This is a genomic window from Zwartia sp. (genome assembly GCF_049655405.1).
Taxonomy (GTDB): domain Bacteria; phylum Pseudomonadota; class Gammaproteobacteria; order Burkholderiales; family Burkholderiaceae_B; genus Zwartia.
Genome location: NZ_JBASJR010000008.1, coordinates 163,083 through 179,137, shown reverse-complemented (window position 1 = coordinate 179,137; position 16,055 = coordinate 163,083). Strand labels below are relative to the sequence as shown.

Annotated in this window: 18 protein-coding genes; 11 read left to right on the top strand and 7 right to left on the bottom strand. The window is 52.9% G+C overall.

All coding sequences use genetic code 11. The features are described from left to right. Positions 1-20: 20 nt before the first annotated feature. The 7 genes from WBJ47_RS04805 to WBJ47_RS04775 are packed head-to-tail and all read left to right on the top strand — an operon-like array spanning position 21 to position 6,455. Positions 21-1,325: a D-alanyl-D-alanine carboxypeptidase family protein gene (locus WBJ47_RS04805; protein ID WP_422246018.1), complete on the top strand. Its 1,305-nt coding sequence runs from the start codon at positions 21-23 to the stop codon at positions 1,323-1,325. Positions 1,326-1,363: 38 nt separating this feature from the next. Then, complete coding sequence (locus tag WBJ47_RS04800; RefSeq protein ID WP_422246020.1) at positions 1,364-2,236, top strand: D-amino acid aminotransferase; 873 nt, start codon at positions 1,364-1,366, stop codon at positions 2,234-2,236. Positions 2,237-2,264: 28 nt separating this feature from the next. Beyond that, positions 2,265-2,537: a DUF493 family protein gene (locus WBJ47_RS04795; protein ID WP_422246022.1), complete on the top strand. Its 273-nt coding sequence runs from the start codon at positions 2,265-2,267 to the stop codon at positions 2,535-2,537. A 38-nt stretch (positions 2,538-2,575) separates the two neighbouring features. Next, positions 2,576-3,208 carry a lipoyl(octanoyl) transferase LipB gene (lipB, locus tag WBJ47_RS04790; protein ID WP_422246024.1) on the top strand — a complete coding sequence of 211 codons (633 nt, stop codon included), beginning with the start codon at positions 2,576-2,578 and terminating at the stop codon, positions 3,206-3,208. Positions 3,209-3,261: 53 nt separating this feature from the next. Then, the gene (gene lipA / locus WBJ47_RS04785; RefSeq protein WP_422246026.1) at positions 3,262-4,263 is read left to right on the top strand and encodes a lipoyl synthase; all 1,002 of its coding nucleotides are present in this window, start codon (positions 3,262-3,264) and stop codon (positions 4,261-4,263) included. Positions 4,264-4,287: 24 nt separating this feature from the next. After that, complete coding sequence (locus tag WBJ47_RS04780; RefSeq protein ID WP_422246028.1) at positions 4,288-5,466, top strand: CaiB/BaiF CoA transferase family protein; 1,179 nt, start codon at positions 4,288-4,290, stop codon at positions 5,464-5,466. A 44-nt stretch (positions 5,467-5,510) separates the two neighbouring features. Continuing rightward, on the top strand, positions 5,511-6,455 hold the full coding sequence (locus WBJ47_RS04775; protein WP_422246030.1) for a hydroxymethylglutaryl-CoA lyase: 945 nt from the start codon (positions 5,511-5,513) through the stop codon (positions 6,453-6,455). A 3-nt stretch (positions 6,456-6,458) separates the two neighbouring features. On the opposite strand, the gene WBJ47_RS04770 is transcribed toward WBJ47_RS04775, so the two are convergent. Further along, positions 6,459-7,940, bottom strand: a complete 1,482-nt coding sequence (locus tag WBJ47_RS04770) for an aldehyde dehydrogenase (RefSeq protein ID WP_422246032.1) — start codon at positions 7,938-7,940, stop codon at positions 6,459-6,461. A gap of 156 nt (positions 7,941-8,096) precedes the next feature. Between WBJ47_RS04770 and WBJ47_RS04765 the strand changes: the two genes are divergently transcribed. Then, positions 8,097-8,603 (top strand): zinc ribbon domain-containing protein, encoded by a 507-nt coding sequence (locus WBJ47_RS04765; protein ID WP_422246034.1) that lies wholly within the window; start codon positions 8,097-8,099, stop codon positions 8,601-8,603. A gap of 8 nt (positions 8,604-8,611) precedes the next feature. On the opposite strand, the gene WBJ47_RS04760 is transcribed toward WBJ47_RS04765, so the two are convergent. Both WBJ47_RS04760 and WBJ47_RS04755 read right to left on the bottom strand, forming a co-directional pair. Then, a complete protein-coding gene (locus tag WBJ47_RS04760) occupies positions 8,612-9,214 on the bottom strand; it encodes a LysE family translocator (RefSeq protein ID WP_422246036.1) in 603 nt (200 codons plus the stop codon). Further along, entirely contained in the window at positions 9,211-10,236 is a 1,026-nt protein-coding gene (locus tag WBJ47_RS04755; protein WP_422246038.1) for a 4-hydroxythreonine-4-phosphate dehydrogenase PdxA, read from the bottom strand. Before WBJ47_RS04755 ends, WBJ47_RS04760 begins: the two co-directional genes overlap by 4 nt. Before the next feature lie 162 nt (positions 10,237-10,398). Between WBJ47_RS04755 and WBJ47_RS04750 the strand changes: the two genes are divergently transcribed. Continuing rightward, on the top strand, positions 10,399-11,319 hold the full coding sequence (locus tag WBJ47_RS04750; protein ID WP_422246040.1) for a LysR family transcriptional regulator: 921 nt from the start codon (positions 10,399-10,401) through the stop codon (positions 11,317-11,319). A gap of 53 nt (positions 11,320-11,372) precedes the next feature. On the opposite strand, the gene WBJ47_RS04745 is transcribed toward WBJ47_RS04750, so the two are convergent. The 3 genes from WBJ47_RS04745 to WBJ47_RS04735 are packed head-to-tail and all read right to left on the bottom strand — an operon-like array spanning position 11,373 to position 14,462. Beyond that, on the bottom strand, positions 11,373-12,296 hold the full coding sequence (locus WBJ47_RS04745) for a dihydrodipicolinate synthase family protein (protein WP_422246042.1): 924 nt from the start codon (positions 12,294-12,296) through the stop codon (positions 11,373-11,375). A 3-nt stretch (positions 12,297-12,299) separates the two neighbouring features. Continuing rightward, a complete protein-coding gene (locus tag WBJ47_RS04740) occupies positions 12,300-13,472 on the bottom strand; it encodes an L-rhamnonate dehydratase (protein ID WP_422246044.1) in 1,173 nt (390 codons plus the stop codon). A 27-nt stretch (positions 13,473-13,499) separates the two neighbouring features. Continuing rightward, the gene (locus WBJ47_RS04735; protein WP_422246046.1) at positions 13,500-14,462 is read right to left on the bottom strand and encodes a Bug family tripartite tricarboxylate transporter substrate binding protein; all 963 of its coding nucleotides are present in this window, start codon (positions 14,460-14,462) and stop codon (positions 13,500-13,502) included. A 189-nt stretch (positions 14,463-14,651) separates the two neighbouring features. Here WBJ47_RS04735 and WBJ47_RS04730 point away from each other — a divergent pair, with 189 nt between their 5' ends. Together WBJ47_RS04730 and WBJ47_RS04725 are read left to right on the top strand one after the other, a co-directional pair. Beyond that, positions 14,652-14,981 carry a type II toxin-antitoxin system PrlF family antitoxin gene (locus WBJ47_RS04730; RefSeq protein ID WP_422246048.1) on the top strand — a complete coding sequence of 110 codons (330 nt, stop codon included), beginning with the start codon at positions 14,652-14,654 and terminating at the stop codon, positions 14,979-14,981. Next, positions 14,978-15,481, top strand: coding sequence for a type II toxin-antitoxin system YhaV family toxin (locus WBJ47_RS04725; protein WP_422246050.1), 504 nt, complete (start codon positions 14,978-14,980; stop codon positions 15,479-15,481). Before WBJ47_RS04730 ends, WBJ47_RS04725 begins: the two co-directional genes overlap by 4 nt. Here the strand turns inward: WBJ47_RS04725 and WBJ47_RS04720 are convergent, their stop codons facing one another. Continuing rightward, positions 15,482-16,024 (bottom strand): cob(I)yrinic acid a,c-diamide adenosyltransferase, encoded by a 543-nt coding sequence (locus tag WBJ47_RS04720; RefSeq protein WP_422246052.1) that lies wholly within the window; start codon positions 16,022-16,024, stop codon positions 15,482-15,484. Positions 16,025-16,055: the final 31 nt, after the last annotated feature.

Sequence of the window (16,055 nt, the reverse complement as noted above, 5' to 3'; positions counted from 1 at the left end):
TATGACAGTGAGTCCTTCTTATGCTTAACCACCATCTTTGCGCCGCCCGACGCAGCATTTTCTCGGTCGCAATGGCTACAGTGGTCACGCTTGCCGCCTTGGTCTCGACCGGCCTAAGTCCAGCTTGGGCGCAAAAATCATCTTCAGACAAGGCCCCAGCCTCTTCAGCACCCGCTGCGCCTTCAAATGCCGCCAAAGCGGCGACGATGCCGTCTGCTTTGACCCCCATTCAGGTGGGAGAGCTGTCTGCTGTGCCTGTTCCGGCTCTCGCAGCCAAGGCTTGGATCACCGTAGACGTGACCAGCGGTCAGGTCGTCGCGTCGTCCAATCCCGATATGAAAATCGAGCCCGCCTCGTTGACTAAAATCATGACGGCGTATGTTGCGTTCAATGCGCTCAAAGAAAAACGCATCGCACTGGATCAACAGGCCAACGTCTCTCAGATCGCCTGGAAAACACGCGGTTCACGGATGTTTATCGAGCCCCGCAAGCCCGTCACGGTCGATGAGCTCATCAAGGGCGTGATTATTCAATCTGGCAACGATGCCTCGGTTGCCTTGGCCGAAGCAGTCTCGGGCAGCGAGTCTGCGTTTGTGTCGACCATGAACGAAGAAGCCCGCCGCATGGGCATGACCAATACCGTCTTTATGAACACGACGGGTCTGCCTGATCCGCAGCATGTCACCACGGTGCGTGATTTGGCGATCATCGCTCGCCGGATGATCAACGATCATCCAGATTATTTTCCGTACTACGCCATGCGTGAGTTCACGTACAACAAGATCAAGCAATCCAATCGCAATCGTCTGTTGTGGGCCGATCCTTCGGTGGATGGTATGAAAACTGGACACACAGATGCAGCAGGCTACTGCCTGGTTGCCACCGCCAAACGCGGCGATCGTCGCGTCATCACGGTATTGGTTGGCTCCGACAGCATGGCGACGCGCGCTGAGGAAAGTCTCAAGTTACTGAATTGGACATTCCAGAATTTTGAAACGGTGAAGCTCTTTGATCAGACACACGCTGTCGTCGAAGCTCAGGTTTGGCAGGGCAAGGTTGACTCCACCAAGCTCGGCGTCTCCGAGCCGCTGTGGGTCACTGTGCCACGCGGCAAAGCGGGTGAGGTCAAGCCGATCGCCAAGCGTCCAGACCCATTGCTTGCACCGTTGGCCAAGGATGAGCGTGTCGGTACGCTGACACTGATGCTAGATGACAAGATGTTATTGACCCGTCCACTGCTGGTGCTCGATCCTGTCGAGCGCGCTGGTTTCGTGGGCCGTACGGTTGATTCGGTCAGATTGTGGTTCCGCAAAAAGCCTGAGTGATTCTTTTAAAGAGAGCATAGTTACAAATGGTTCAGAACATGTTGATTCAAGGTGTGTCGGGTGACCCGATTGTCTATCTGAATGGTGTTTTCGGGCCATTATCCGAAGCTAAAATTTCAGTGCTTGATCGCGGTTTTATTTTTGGCGACGGGGTCTACGAGGTTGTGCCGATTTATCACGGCAAACCCTTTCGTATGGCTCAACATCTCGCGCGTCTAGAGCGCAGTCTGGCCAAGATTCACATTCAACAGCCCATGACAAAGGTGCAGTGGGAAGGCCTGGTCAATGACCTCGTGGCTAAGGCACCCGACAATACTTGTATGGTCTACATTCAGATTAGCCGGGGTGTCGCCAAGCGCGATCATGGCTATCCCGTGCCCGCTGTGACGCCAACCGTGTTTGCCATGGTTTCTCCAATGTTGTTACCGACAGCCGCTCAGCGTGAAAAAGGCGTGCGTCTGGTGAGTATCCGCGACGAACGTTGGCTGCATTGCGATATCAAGTCAGTTTCGCTACTGGGTAACGTACTCGCCAAGCAAGCTGCGGTGGATGCGGGTGTGGACGAAGTGGTTCAGTTCCGTGATGGCAACCTGACCGAAGGCGCGACATGCAATATTTGGGTCGTCCAAGACGGAAAAGTGATTGCACCGTTAAAAAATAATCTGGTGCTCGAAGGTATTCGTTACGGTTTGTTTGAAGAACTGTGCGCCGAAGTCGGTATTCCCTTTGAGCTTCGTGTGGTGTCTGAGGCGGAAACCCGGTCCGCGGATGAGTTAATGATGTCGTCGGCCACTCGCGAGGTCTTGCCTGTTGCGGAGCTTGATGGCAAACCTGTCGGCTCAGGCAAGCCTGGCCCAGTCTATCAAAAACTGCGTGCAGCTTATGATGCACGGATCGCGGCGTTGGCGTGACGCACATAAAACCTAGGTAGCAGAATACGTGACAATTCCTGAAAACGAATCGCTGATTGAGTATCCGAGCGCCTTCCCCATCAAGGTGATGGGCAAGCAGCATCCTGAGCTCGCTCAGGTGTTGACCGCGCTCGTGCTCGAGTTTGATCCTGCTTTTGATCCGGCGACGGTCGAGATGCGTCCGAGCAAGGCCGGCAACTACATGGGGTTGACCTTTACGGTGAATGCGACCTCGCGCGAGCAACTCGATAACTTGTATAAAGCCTTGCACGGACACCCCATGGTGTCGATCGTGCTGTGATCAGCAAAGCGTATTGAGCTAAATGTGAGCGCCAAGTCTTGAGCCGTATGTGGCCGCGTCCAACGCCGTACGAGCCTGTTTGGCGTGCCATGCAGGCCTTTACCGAAGCCCGCACGCCTGAGACGCCAGATGAGCTCTGGCTCGTTGAACATGAGCCTGTCTACACACTCGGTCAGGCTAGCAAGCCCGAGCATTTGCTCAACCCAGGCAAAATCCCTGTTGTCCAAACCGATCGCGGTGGTCAGGTTACCTATCACGGTCCCGGCCAGGTGATGGCGTATATCCTCGCAGATCTCAAACGCTCTGGTCGCTATATCAAGGCCATGGTGCATCAGATCGAAGACGCAACGATTGAAACGCTCAGGATCTATGGCATTGAGGATGCTTGCCGCAAGGAAGGCGCACCCGGCGTGTATGTACTGCAGGATGGCGAGCTCGCCAAAATCGCCGCTTTGGGCATCAAGGTTCGCAACGGCTGCACCTACCATGGCATGGCCCTCAATGTGGATATGGATCTGACTCCCTTTGATGGCATTAACCCCTGTGGCTATGCGGGCTTGCAGACAGTATGCATGGCCCAATATGGGGTTAGCGCGGGCTGGGATGATGTTGCGCAAACATTGTCCCAACAAATTACAAGGTACTGTGGTTTGTCACTTTCCAGCGAGTAAAATGACGAATCACCAATACTGAACGGTTGGGCGCACAAACGTCCACGTACATCATGTCCACACAACCTGAACAAACCTCGGTCGCCGCGACTTCAACTGCAGCTCCCTATGACGCCACCCAAAAGCAGAAATCGCAGGCCAAGACTTCGCGGATTCCGATCAAGGTCGTCGCGGCCGAGCGCCTGAAAAAACCGGACTGGATCCGTGTCAAGGCCGCACCCGCAGGCTCCAGGTTTTATGACATTAAGCGTATCTTGCGCGAGCACAATCTTCACACTGTCTGCGAAGAAGCCTCTTGCCCCAACATCGGTGAGTGCTTCGGTAAGGGCACGGCGACTTTTATGATCATGGGTGACAAGTGCACCCGTCGCTGCCCGTTTTGCGACGTGGGTCACGGTCGTCCCGATCCTTTGGACGTTGACGAGCCCGTCAATCTCGCGCGTACGATCGCGGCGCTGAAGCTGACCTATGTGGTCATCACCTCGGTCGATCGTGACGATTTGCGCGACGGTGGTGCAGGGCATTTTGTAGAGTGCATTCAAAAGGTCCGCGAGCTATCGCCTGAGACTCGCATCGAGGTCCTGGTGCCTGACTTCCGTGGTCGCTTGGATCGTGCCTTAGAGATTTTGGATGGTGGTCCACCCGATGTGATGAACCACAACCTGGAAACGGTGCCACGCTTATACAAACAAGCCCGTCCCGGTTCGGACTACATGCATTCGCTCAAGCTGTTGCAGGAATTTAAAAAGCGTCATCCTAATACTCCAACCAAGTCTGGTCTGATGCTGGGTCTGGGCGAGACCGATGAGGAAATTCTTCAGGTCATGCGCGACATGCGCGCCCACGATGTCGAGATGCTGACCATCGGTCAGTACTTGCAGCCCTCAGAGCATCACTTGCCTGTGTTGCGTTATGTACATCCTGACACGTTCAAGATGTTTGAGCGCGAAGCGTATGCGATGGGTTTTCATCACGCAGCGGTCGGCGCGATGGTGCGTTCTTCGTATCACGCAGACGAGCAGGCGCACGCAGCGAGCTTGAGTGCTGCTGGTTAAAGATTAAAGACGGTCACGCACACCATGCAGCTTCAAGGTATTCGGGTCGTAGACCTCACGCGGATTTTGTCCGGTCCGTTTTGTACGATGTTTCTGGCCGACATGGGTGCGGAGGTCATCAAGATCGAGGATCCCAAGGGTGGCGATCCAGTGCGTCAGCAGGGCGAGGCGCCTAACGGCTACTCCTTCTATTTTGCGTCTTTTAACCGTAACAAGCGTTCGATGACGCTGGATTTGCGGACGTCTGAGGGCAAGGACATTTTGCGTGAGTTGCTTAAGACCGCAGATGTGGTGGTGAATAACTATCGTCCAGGCATCATGGACAAGATGGGGTTTGGCCGAGAGGCGCTCTCTCTGATTAAGCCAGACTTGGTGAGTTGCAACGTCACAGGGTTTGGCCTGGATGGTCCGTATGCGGATCGACCCTCTTTTGATTTTATCGCTCAAGCCATGAGTGGCTTTATGAGCGTGAATGGCGCGGCCAACGAGCCGCCGATGCGGGCGGCGCCTCCGATTTCTGATTTGATCGCAGGCTCCTATGCGGCCATGGGCATTTTGGCGGCCTTGGTGAGGCGTGCGCGGACGGGTCAGGGCGAGGAGGTGACAACCTCGTTGACGGATGGTCTGACAAGCATGTTGGCGTTTTTGGCGACGAATTATTTCGCAACGGGGAAATTGCCTTTGCGCACTGGTAACGACCATGCGCTGGCTTCGCCCTACGGCTTGTTTGAAGCCTCTGACGGCCAGGTTGCGATCGCGCCGAGTAACGATACGTTTTATTTCAAACTCTTGGCTGCACTCGAGCTCGAGCATCTGCGGGAGCGTCCTGAGTTTGCAAACAATTCCTTACGCTTTGCTAATCGCGAAGCGATCAATGCGGCGCTCAACGAAAAGGTCCGACAAAAACCGATTGCGCATTGGATTGCAAAGCTCAATGAAGCGGGTATCCCTTGCGGTCGTGTGCTGAATATCGGTGAGGTATTTGATGATCCGCAAACTCAGCACCAGCAAATGCGTTTGACGATTGAGCATCCACAACACGGTAGGCTAGATGTGTTGGGTTTTCCGATCAAGTTTTCTGACGAGCCTTGCCTGATTCATCGTCCACCGCCTGATTTAGGCGTGGATAACGAAGCGGTATTGAGCGAGCTCGGCTTAAGTCAGGAGGCGATTGCCTCTCTGAAGACGCGTGGGATTGTGTAATATTTCGCTCATTATTCAAAATCAATTTAATTAAGAGACTCACCATGTCAACGCAATCGAAAAATTTTGTGATGGTCACCGAGGTCGGTACACGTGATGGCTTTCAGGCCGAGCCTGAATTCATCGCCACCGCAAACAAGGTCGCGACGATTAACGGCCTGATTGATGCAGGTGTGCGCAGCATTGAGGCGACATCGTTTGTCTCGCCCCGTGCGCTCCCTCAGTTGGCCGATGCGGCAGAAGTATTGGCCCAGGTGCATCGCAATCCAAATGTTCGTCTCGCTGTGCTGGTGCCCAATGCACGCGGTGCTGAGCGCGCAGCGGCCGCCAAGGCGGACATGATGGTGGGCTTTATTTCTGCGAGCGAAAGCCATTGCAAAACAAACTTGAACAAATCTATCGATCAAGCGATTGCCGATTTTGCCGAGGTGGTGCCGATCGCACGTCAGTGGGATATCAAGTTGCGCGGTGCGGTGGCGACGGCGTTTGGATGTCCGTTCGAGGGCGAGGTTTCAATCGACAATATTTTAAAGATTGTCGGTTCCTACGATGCGCATGGCATTCGTAATATTACGTTTGGTGACACGACTGGGATGGCGACACCTCCTGTGGTGACGCGCGTGGTCGATGCCGTGCGTAATAAATATCCAGAGATGGAAATTGCACTGCATTTCCACAACACACGTGGCGTGGGCCTGGCCAACGTCATGAACGGCTTGCAACTCGGTGTGCGCGAGTTTGAATCGTCGATCGCAGGTTTGGGCGGCTGTCCGTTTGCGCCAGGTGCGACGGGCAATATTTGTACGGAAGACTTGGTCTATCTGCTCGAAGAGTGCGGGTACGAGACAGGGATTGATCTGGAAAAGCTGATTGGCGTCGCCAAGCAGGTCGAGCAGATGATGGGACGTCAATTGCCCGGCCAGATGATGAAGGCCGGGCCCCGTTTGAAATTGATGTCGCTGGACTCTGTGCGACGCGCGGTGGGTTAAACCTTAATACTTACGAATGAAGGGATCGGGCATGTCGAGATCACTCGACATCCAGACGCTCTTGGTCTCGAGGTATTCTTTAACCGCCTCGATGCCGCCTTCGCGACCCATCCCGCTATCCTTGTAACCACCGAAGGGCGTGGTGTAGCTCGTCGAGCGGTAGTTGTTGACCCACACGGTGCCGGCTTTGACGCGCTCGGACATCATCAGGGCGCGGTGCAGGCTCTTGGTCCAAATGCCCGCAGCGAGTCCAAAGCGGATGTCGTTGGCAATACGGACAGCGTCCTCTTCGTCCTTGAATTTGATCACTGACAGCACGGGTCCAAAGACTTCCTCTTGGGCGATACGCATGTCGTTGGTGACATCGACAAAAATCGTCGGCTCAACAAATTGACCACAACCGTACTCGGGCCCTTTGGGTGCATTGCCTCCAAACACGCAGCGTGCGCCTTCAGCTTTGGCGATGTTGATATAGCTCACCACCTTGTCGTACTGTGGCTTTGTCGCGACAGGTCCCATCTGGATGTCGGTGCGCGCTGGGTTACCGAGTTTGGCCTTGCTGGCGATCGCGATCAAACGCTCGATCATTTCGTCATGGATGTTTTCCTGCAGCAACAGGCGTGAACCTGCCATGCAGGTTTGGCCGCCGGCGGAGAAAATGCCAGTGATGATGCCGTTGGCGGCGCGAGTCAGGTCGGCGTCGTCAAACACAATGTTGGGGGACTTGCCACCGAGCTCAAGGGAGACGCGTTTGAAGTGCTGGGCCGCGAGCATGTTGACCTTGCGGCCGCCTTCGTCACCTCCAGTAAAGGCAATACGGGCAACGTCCGGGTGCACGACCAGTGGCTCGCCGACTTCGTTGCCAAAGCCTGTGATGACGTTAAACACACCAGGTGGAAAACCTGCTTCACGGAACAGGTCGGCCAGCAGGAACAAAGAAACGGAGGTGTGCTCGGAAGGCTTGGCGACGATGGTGTTGCCTGCGCACAAGGCTGGGCCAAGTTTCCAGGCGGTCAGCAGCAGCGAGGAGTTCCAGGGGGTGATGGTGCCGACCACGCCGATAGGCTCGTAGCGGATGTAGTTAAACACCTTGGGCTTGTCCATGGGAACCACGGCGCCCTGGATTTTGTCGCACAGGCCACCGTAATAGTAGAAATACTTGGCGACGTAACGAACCTGGCCGCCGACTTCGCTGCGCAGTTTACCGTTGTCGCGGCTTTCGGCTTCGGTCAGCGCATCGGCGTGCTTTTCAATCAAGGCGCCGAGTTTAAACATCAGCATGCCGCGGTCGCTGGCGGACATTTTTCCCCAGGGACCAGACATGGCGTCGGAGGCGGCCTTGACGGCGCGATCCACGTCGGCTTTGCCGGCGCGCGGGACGAGTGCCCAGGCTTCGCCTGAAAAAGGATCAAGTGATTCAAACCATTGGCCGGTCAGTGGATCGACCCACTCGTTATTGATGAACAATTGATGTTTTTGCTGCATGGCGGTCTCTTTTCTGAGGTTTTAGGCAGGCGACAGTATAGGCAAAGATAGTGACAAATTTCTATGAAAAAGGACGTCGTCCTTAAGCAGGCTGGGGATAGTGCTTGGGATGCTTTAAAGTGTGGTTTGTTGATTGATTGAAAGTAGAGGTCAGTGATGTCTTTTTGCACCGCCTGTGGCACTAAAAATCCGGCTGATGCACGTTTCTGTAGCGCCTGTGGCCATGCGCTGGTCGTGGTGCCCGTCACGCAGGTCCGGCTCAAGGCGTTCGACAATCCAGACGAGCTCTGGAAAATGTATTTCTATGTGTCTTTTTTCAATATCGGCGCCTATTTCCTGACGAACTCCGCGTCCTCTTTCCTAGAGGAAAGCGGTGGCTTTCTGAGCATTCCGATGGGTATTTTTACGCTTTTTATAGCGGCGTTTTTAGGTCTTGCGTATTGGCTGATTAAAAATCAAGCGGTGGATAAAGGTCGTACGCTTTGGCTCTTGCCCTTGATTGCCTGGCAGGTGTATGCCTATATGGATGGGCTCTCTGGTTTTGATCCGATGTATGCGGAGTCCAGTTTTGATTACTACGATGCGTATATCTCCGGGGTTCCAGAGACGTTGATTTTGATTAGGCTGTTTGTGGCACTGCGCGAGCGTATTGAGGCGCGTTAGTGAGTTGCTCAAGTAAACAGCACGGGTACCATCGATAAAATAAGTAAGAGCGCCATGACGACGTTAAAAATTTGACGTTGATGTGGTTTGGACAGGACACGTTCGAGTTGGGTGCCCAACAATACCCACAGGCCCAGGCAAGGCAGGTTGATGGCGGTAAACATTAAACATGTTGAAAAGATAAACGTGTTGGAGGCATCGATCGGCATGTAGTTGCTGAAATAAGTGATTGCCATCAGCAGTGCTTTTGGATTCACCCATTGAAATAAAGCCGCTCCAATAAATCCCAAGGGATGGCCTTTCGTTTCACCTCGCTTGAGTGGTCCCTGGTTAAAGGCGATCTTCCAGGCTAGATAGAGGAGATAGCAAAAGCCAACCACCTTCATGATCTGAAAGCCCAGTGGAAAGGCCTGAAAGAGCTGGCCGAGGCCCGCACCAATGGCGAGCAACATCACCAGATGACCTGATGAAATCCCCAGCATGTGGGGGATGGTCTGCTTGAAGCCGAAATTCACACCAGAGCTGAGCAACATCATGTTGTTCGGTCCCGGGGTGATCGACGAGGCGAAGGCAAACATCGCCATCGCAATCACAATTTGCCAATCAATCATTGTCGCCAGGCTTTACCCATGCGTGCAGCGATTTGAAACGCCTGCCAAGTGGCTTCAACGCTGGCTTGACCTTTGCCAGCGATATCGTAGGCGGTACCGTGTGCGGGGGTGGTAATCGGGATCGGTAGGCCGCCTTGTACTGTGACACCTCGTGAAAAGCCGAGCAGTTTGATCGCAATTTGTCCTTGATCGTGATACATGGTGACGATCGCCTGATACTCGCCAGCTTGGGCCTTTAAGAAGATCGTATCGGCTGGAAAGGGACCGTGAAAAGGTGTGTTGGTCGGCCAGTTTTTCGCTTGAAGTGCGGCGACGGCGGGTGCGATGATGTCGATTTCTTCGCGACCGCAGGATCCACCATCGCCACCATGTGGATTAAAGGCTGCGATCGCGATCTTGGGTGTTTCAAAGCCGCTGGCAAGCAGTGCCTTGTAGATGAGCTCAGAGGCTTGCTCGATACGTTCTTTGCTGAGGTACTGTGCAACGTCTTTGAGCGGAACGTGTGAGGAGATGCGTGAGGTCCAGAGGTTGCCTAATGTATTGAACTCACAAAAATAACCTGTCACACCCAAGTGTTCGGCAAAGTGATGAAGCTCATCCTCGTGCTTCATTCCGCCCATTTTCATGGCTTGCTTATTTAGAGGAGCAAAACAGATCGCATCAACATGTCCTGCCAGTGTGGCATCCATGCACGCATCCAGGATCTTTAAAACAGACTGACCGTTTAAGGCGCTGACCTGACCGATGGTGACATGTTGTGGATCGATCGACTGGATCGATAAAAAAGCGGGTATCTGTTGATCGGTGCGCTGACGCACGGCCTCAAAAGAATCGACGCTCGTTGTTGGCACGCGAACCTTGGCGATCTGTTGGCCCTGTTCCCATAACCAGGGGTCACCCGCAATCACGACGTTGGCTAATGTGCAGACCGGATGCTGCGCAAGCAGGCGCGCGATGAGCTCGGGACCGATGCCGGCTGGATCGCCAAGCGTCAGGACGACAACGGGAAGGGCGTTTTGCATGAGCGTTTCTTTTGAGTCAGTGGCGCCATCGCGCAAAGAGCTGCGGTCGCGGGGTTGTTATATATTTCTCACTACATTCTAGGGAGCAAATTAATTCCAGTAAAATGAAACTTCATCATTAATTGATATCTAAAAGTTATCATTCTAAATGAGATTCGTTCAGTGGCTCTCTATTCTCACACCTTATTAAATCGCTTGCGCATGCGGCAAGTGTTGCTCTTGTTGAGCATTCAAGAGCACCGAACCTTGCGTGCGGCAGCCCAAGTGATGGGGATGACTCAGCCCGCGGCGACCAAAATGCTGCACGAGCTAGAGGATGCGCTTGGGACCAAGATTTTTGATCGAACGGGTAGAACGCTGACACTCAATCTCGCGGGTAAGACGGTGCTCGGATTTTTTCAGGGAATGCGAGGAAGTCTGGAGTCTCTGGCGCGCGAACTAGATGCCATGCATACCGGTATTCATGGTTCGCTTTCGGTGGGTAGCATTATGGCTGCGTCACCCGCGATCTTGACGGATGCCCTGATTGCGATGCGCAAATCTTTTCCAATGTTATCGATCAATATCTCGACGGGTACTAGTGATGTGTTGATCGAGGCCCTCAATCAAGGGGGCTTGGACTTAGTGATTGGTCGCATTGTGAGCGTTAAACAGGACGATTATCTGTTCAGACCCATCGCCAACGAGGCTTTGGCTATTGTGGGGGCGGCCAATCATCCTTTGGCCGGGAAATCGAAAGTCACGCTCGATGCACTACACGAGTATCCCTGGATTCTTCAAGGACCTGGCAGTCCGATGCGCACAGTGATTGAGCGCGAGTTTCGCGATCAACACTTGGTGTTACCTGCTAATCTAATTGAGACGTCTTCGATTTTGACGACAGCGGATATTGTGACCCGCACGGATATGATCGCGGTGATCCCGGAGTCGGTCGCGGCAATTTTCTCGGAGAGTGGTCGCATCAAAGTGCTGGGCTATCGGATCAAGAACAAGCTGGAACCTTACGGCAGCTTGATCAAGCGTGATCGCCCATGTTCGCCTGCGACCCTTGCGTTTTTAACGATGCTGCACCCGAAGGACTAAGCTTCTTATGGGATGATGGTGAGAAGCTTAGCCTAGGTGATGGCCGCAGTGAATTACTTGCCCCAGCGAAACACCAGTGGATCGAGCCGTTTGGCGGTTTCGATTAGTCCGCTGCGTACCTCTGAATGCATGGCAGGAAATGGGTGTCGCGAAACATCAGAGTCGATGATCCCGCCTGCTTTCATGAGGGCCTTGGCAGATAAAATACCACCCTGACGATTTTCATAATTAATCAATGGTAGCCAGCGTGTGTAGGCATCAACTGCCTGTGCACGATTGCCCGCGAACCATGGATCCATGATTTGACGGATGCCGTCTGGGTAGCCGCCACCTGTCATGGCACCCGTGCAGCCTGCTTCGAGATCGGGCAGCAAAGTGATCGCTTCTTCACCATCCCATGGACCTTCGATCGCATCACCACCGAGCCTGAGGAGTTCGCGCAGTTTGCTTGCGGCACCCGCAGTCTCGATTTTGAAATAAGAGACATTGGCGATTTCGGTCGCCATCTTTGCCAGAAATGCAGCAGACAACGTGGTGCCGCTGACAGGCGCATCCTGAATCATGATGGGGATGTCAATCGCATCAGAGACGATCGAAAAAAACTCGTATATGTTTGGCTCCGGTACACGGATAGTCGCGCCATGATACGGCGGCATGATCATCACCATCGAGGCGCCCAAGTCTTGCGCACGTCGACTGCGTTGCGCGCAAATCAGTGATCCGTAATGTGTCGTCGTGACAATGACGGGTACGCGTCCGGCGACATGTTCTAGGATTTCTCGGGTAAGCAGATCTCTTTCGTCATCAGAGATAGAAAACTGTTCAGAGAAGTTTGCCAGGATGCACAAACCGTGTGACCCCGCATCGATCATGAAATCGATGCACCGCTTTTGGCTGTGTAGATCGAGTTCTCCGGATTCTTTAAAGATCGTCGGGACAACGGGGAAAACGCCTTGGTATCTGGGATGAGTGGCCATTGATTACTCGATGATATTGAAGTCTTTCAGAAACTCGGTCTTCAGTGTGAGTCCGAGCCCAGGGATATTGTCGTCAAGCTGGATAAAACCATCTTTGGCAACAGGCTCGCCATCAAAGATGTAATAGAACAATTCATTGCCGACTTCAACATCGAACATCGGAAAGTACTCGCTCATGGGCGAGGCGAGCGTACTCATCGTCAAATGGTAGTTGTGCATTTGTCCTGCGTGAGGAATCACCGGGACGCTGTAGGCTTCGCAGAGTGCGTTGATTTTGTGGGCGGCTGTGATGCCCCCGACGCGGTTGGTATCGTACTGAACCACGGAAACGGCTTTTCGGTCGAGCAGCTGTTTGAATCCGTACAAAGAAAACTCATGTTCCCCGCCAGAGATCGGAATGCTAGTGAGCTGATTGAGCTCGGCATAGCCATCGATATCATCGGCGATGACGGGTTCTTCGAGCCAGCGTGGCGCATATTTTTCCAGCTTGGGGAGGATGCGTTTCGCGTACTCAAGATTCCAGCCCATATAGCATTCGAGCATGAGGTCAGTATCTTCACCGATCACTTCACGAACAGCGGCGACAGATTTGAGGTTTTCGACTACTCCTTGCTGCAAGTGTGCGGGACCATAGCCAAAACGCATTTTGAATGCCTTGAATCCTTGATCGAGAAACGTCTGTGCCTCCTTTTGCATTTCATTCAAGTCAGTACGATAGAGTTTGGAGTAATAGCAGGGAATTTTCTCTTTGGTTCGACCACCGAGTAATTTAAAGACAGGCTTGTTGACGCTCTTTCCAAGAATGTCCCAAATCGCCAGGTCGATGGCAGAAATCGCAGCCATGGCCACGCCTTTGCGACCCCAAGCATGCGTGCCTCGATACATTTTTTGCCATAGGTATTCGTAATCCCAAGGATCTTCGCCGATCACCATGGCGGCGAGATATTCGTCGATGATGGCTTTGGCGATTTTGGGTGCGAGCGCGACGTTACCGAGACCGACAATCCCGTTGTCAGTCTCGATTTCGACGACCGTCCATGAATGGAAGCGGAAAGTACTCATAGTTTCATTTTTTGAGTACACCAAGTCCATGGCGTTTGAGCAAAAATTACCCTTGGGCGGAACGGTTTTTCCCTTCCATTCAAACACGCGGGCACGGACGGCTTTGATCTTCATAAATACACTTCCTGTGCAACTTTTGAATTAATTAACTTGAATGTTGTTCTTTTTAATCACGTCAGCGTAACGCTTGTTTTCAGCATCATGAAACGCCTTGAACTGAGCTTGTGACATGGGTTGAATCGTCGCGCCGATTGTTTCCAGGCGCTTGACTGTGTCAGGCATGCTCAGCGTCTTGTTTACGTCCGCATTGACTTTGCTGATCACTGATTGCGGTGTTTTAGCAGGCATATAAACGCCATACCATGCGCTCATCACCAAAGGCACGCCGGCTTCTTTCATCGTTGGCGTGTCGGGCAGCTGAGGATTGCGTGCCTCGCTTGCGACTCCAAGTGCTTTGAGTTTGCCTGCACGGATCTGTGGCAATGCTGAGGACATCGTCTCAAAGGCGTACTGAACTTGACCGGCGATCAAGTCGATCATGGCCGGGCCGCTACCCTTGTACGGTACGTGAACAGCATTGACGCCAGCTAGGTCTTTAAAGAGTTCGGCCGCAATGTGCTGTGTGCTGCCTGCGCCGCTTGAGGCAAAGTTTAGTTGACCGGGTTTGCTCTTGAGGAGTTTCACCAGATCTTGCACGCTATTGACTGGGCTGTTGGCTGCGACAACGAGTACATTCGGAACGGAGCCGGTGAAGGCCACAGGCACGAGGTCTTTTTCATTGTTGTAGTTGAGCTTGAGCAGATGTGGCGCAATCGCTTGTGCGGTCGAGACACCCATGAGCATCGTTTGGCCGTCTGTCGATTTGGCGGTGAGGTCCGCCGCGAGGGTGTTTGAAGCACCAGGTTTGTTTTCGACCACAACGGTCTGGCCCCACATCGGGGTGAGCTTGTCTGCCACGGCCCGGGCCATGGCATCAGTGCCGCCGCCAGGTGAGGAGCCAACGAGCAATTTAACGGGTTTTGTTGGCCACTCTTGTGCCAAGGCAGGTGCACTGATCGACACTGCCAAGCCAAGCGTCAGTGCGCTGATAAGTCTTATTTTCATTAGGGTCTCCTGATTCCATTGTGGGACGAACCTCCACATACTAGAAGCAGAACTGATTCACGTAAAATGAAACTTAATGATTAATTGATAACTATTAGCTATCAATTTAGACGGTGATTTTGAGTCCTTGACTAAAGTAATGCAATTGCATTACCATCGGTTTGGTCGAATCTACGTCGTATGCACATAATGCCCATCAATCTTGAAGTCGAATCCACGCTCACAGATCGTTATCAAACGACGGTACCCGAAACCGTGCGTAGAGCCTTGCGTTTGGGTAAACGTGACAAGATTCACTACACCATTCTTCCAGATGGGGGTGTGATGCTGACTCGCGCCGACAATATTGAAATCAATGACCCCGCTCTTGATCCGTTTCTGAGCTTCCTCGCCCGTGATCTTACAAATCACCCTGAGCGATTAGTGGCGATAGAGCCTGCTTTTGTTCAACGGATTCAATCTCTTGTTGAGGGTGTTCAAGTTGATTTGGATCAGCCCTTATCGGCAGATGATGAGTGAAAAGCGCTATTAGTGAAGGAATCACTATCCAAGGTTGGACAATTTTTGCGCATCCACTGTTCTTAAGTCAGCTTGAACAGCTCGTCATTCAAGTTGAGATTCTCAAAAAAAGAGATCCAGTGGGTTATGTAAAGAAAAATGCAAGTAAACGATTAGCAGCAATTATTAAGCTGGCATTTGAGGTGATTCCGCAAGATCCAGCTAGAACGGAGTATCGCCAAGGTACAACCCTTGGCTCAGATCGCAAGCACTGGTTTCGCGCTAAATTTTTCCAACAGTATCGATTGTTTTATCGCTATCACGCACAAGCTAAAGTAATTGTGTACGTTTGGGTCAACGATGATGATACTAAACGGGCTTATGAAAGCAGTGATGATGCTTATCTGGTGTTTCGCAAAATGCTTGAGAGCGGCCATCCGCCAGACGATTGGCAGCAGTTACTCAAAGAAGCGCAAGGCGAACTCATTCGATTGCGAAGACTGAAACTGCATGAAAAATAATCAGTCACGCCGCCACAGGGAATCTGGGTGTTGGGCTGATTGATTCAGACAGCGTGCCAAAATAAACAGCAAATCCGAGAGACGGTTGAGGTACTGCTGCGGGAGCGGCCCCAAGGGCGTCTCGTGATGCAGAGCCACGACCGCGCGTTCGGCGCGTCGGCATACGCTGCGGGCAACGTGTGCGAGGGAGGCCGTGCGGGTACCGCCAGGCAAGATAAATTCCTTGAGTGGTTCTAAGCGTGCATTAAAGTGGCTGATCTGTTCATCCAGATACGCGACTTGTTCGGCTTTCATCAAAAAATAACCAGGGACGGCGAGTTCGCTGCCCAGATCAAACAAGACGTGCTGTGCGGGAGCGATCGCCGAGGCAATGTCTGCGGGCACCTCATCGGAGAGCAACACACCCAGACAGCTATTGAGCTCGTCCACATCACCCATGGCTTGCACGCGTGCGCTGTCTTTGGGCACACGTGTGCCGTCCCCAAGGCCTGTTGAGCCATCATCTCCGGTACGTGTCGCGATGATCGAGAGTCGAGTGCTCATAAGAGTCCTTGGGGTGTCAGAGGTGTAGAAA